We start from the raw sequence: 1,733 nt of genomic DNA, 5'->3' as shown, positions 1-1,733 counted from the left end.
GATATCCGGCCCGCTCGCGGGCCGCGGCGGCGCACGAGCCCATGATGACCATGACGCGTTCAGCATCCGCCGCGCCGTGGTACTCGAACAGCCGGTAGGCACGCCCTGTGAGCTCGGCGAAGTGGTCCATGGTCGCTTGCACGACCGCCGGGAACGTCGTGTAGAAGGGATTGACGGCCTCGCGCCCCTGGAAGTACACGTCGGGGTTCTGCGAACTGCCGCGCAGCACCGGATGCTCCGGCGACAGCGCCCGGGCGCGGTGGGCGTGCACCTGCTCGTCGGACACCAGCGCACGCAGCACGTCGTCCTCCACCGCGCGGATCTTCGCCACCTCGTGGGAGGTGCGGAAGCCGTCGAAGAAATGCACTACCGGCACGCGGCCTCCCAGCGTCGCGGCATGCGCGATGGCGGCGAAGTCCATCGCCTCCTGCACCGAACCGGCGCACAGCATCGCAAAGCCCGTCTGACGCACCGCCATCACGTCGCTGTGGTCGCCGAAGATCGACAGCGCCTGGCAGGCCAGCGAGCGCGCCGCGACGTGCAGCACCATGGGCGTGAGCTCGCCGGCGATCTTGTACATAGTGGGGATCATCAGCAGCAGGCCCTGGGAGGCGGTGAAGCTGGTCGCCAGGCTGCCCGCCTGCAGGGCGCCGTGCATCGCGCCGGCCGCGCCGCCCTCGCTCTGCATCGCGACGATGTGCGGCACCGTGCCCCAGAGGTTCTTGCGGCCTTCCGCCGACCAGGCGTCGGCGGCCTCACCCATGACCGAGGCCGGCGTGATGGGATAGATGGCGCACACCTCGCTCAGGCGATGCGCCACGGTCGCGGCGGCCTCGGCGCCGTCGATGGTCAGCCAGGATCCGTTAGCCATACGTAGCGTTTCCTCCTTCGCCGGGATATCCGACTCTCGGTATAGCCCACCGCTACCCGGCCGAACCCAAGAACCAGGGTTTGATTGACTGGCATCAAGTAGATGTTCGAATCGTCACGGTTCAGTATAGAAATGTGCCGTGAAGGGTTTGCGGAAATCCTGGTGACAGGCGAGACAGCGGTTCTGCAACGTGGCGAACGCGGCGATGACCTCGGCGCCGTTCTGCCCTTCGGCGGCCTTCTCGAGCTGCAGCGCCGCCTGCTGGACCTTCTTGTCATGATTTCTAAAGACGCTGGCATCGGTGCCAAGGAAGCCGAGGATGCGCATTCTTTCGATCGCCGACGGCTGAGAATGGTTGGCGATCGCGGGGGCGGTTTCCGCGACCAGCGCCCAGTCCTCTCGGGAAATGCCGTCGGTGACGGTCTGCATGTCTTCGCCGAGCTCTTGCATGATCCTGCGTAGCATCAGCGGTTCGGTGTCGTCGGCTGCCCATGCCGTGCTGATGGCCATCAGCACGCCTGGTCACGTTGGCGTGGGCCGGTGCTGGTCACCATCCGATTCAAGGCGCCCTACGATCTCCGGGTAAGCCAAGTGGACGTGGAGATGTACCAGTATGCCGGTGCCGGCCATGGAGGCCACCGGGGCCTCCAAGCTCAAGGTGATCGCCTATGCCGTGGTGCCCCAGGTGATGCCGGCCTTCTCCGCCATCGTGATCCTGCGCTGGGACATCAATATCCGCGAGTCGACGGTGCTGGGGCTTGTCGGTGCCGGGGGCATCGGGGTGATCCTGCAGGGCTCCATCGACACCTTCGCCTGGCCCACCGAGGCCACCATCCTGATTGCCATCGTGGTGCTGGTGCTG

At 66.2% G+C, this 1,733-nt stretch carries 1 protein-coding gene and 2 pseudogenes; 1 reads left to right on the top strand and 2 read right to left on the bottom strand.

Annotated features, from left to right (window positions below; genetic code table 11):
- Nucleotides 1-871: pseudogene (locus ACESMD_RS14490) on the bottom strand (pyruvate:ferredoxin (flavodoxin) oxidoreductase); the annotation flags it as partial.
- A 114-nt stretch (nt 872-985) separates the two neighbouring features.
- Entirely contained in the window at nt 986-1,381 is a 396-nt protein-coding gene (locus ACESMD_RS14485) for a cytochrome c (RefSeq protein WP_372614371.1), read from the bottom strand.
- A gap of 106 nt (nt 1,382-1,487) precedes the next feature.
- Here ACESMD_RS14485 and ACESMD_RS14480 point away from each other — a divergent pair.
- A pseudogene (locus tag ACESMD_RS14480) lies at nt 1,488-1,733 on the top strand (PhnE/PtxC family ABC transporter permease); the annotation flags it as partial.

The organism is Halomonas sp., from assembly GCF_041689495.1.
Classification (GTDB): domain Bacteria; phylum Pseudomonadota; class Gammaproteobacteria; order Pseudomonadales; family Halomonadaceae; genus Halomonas.
The sequence above is the reverse complement of the archived record's forward strand: the minus strand, read 5'-3'. Positions and strand labels throughout refer to the sequence as shown.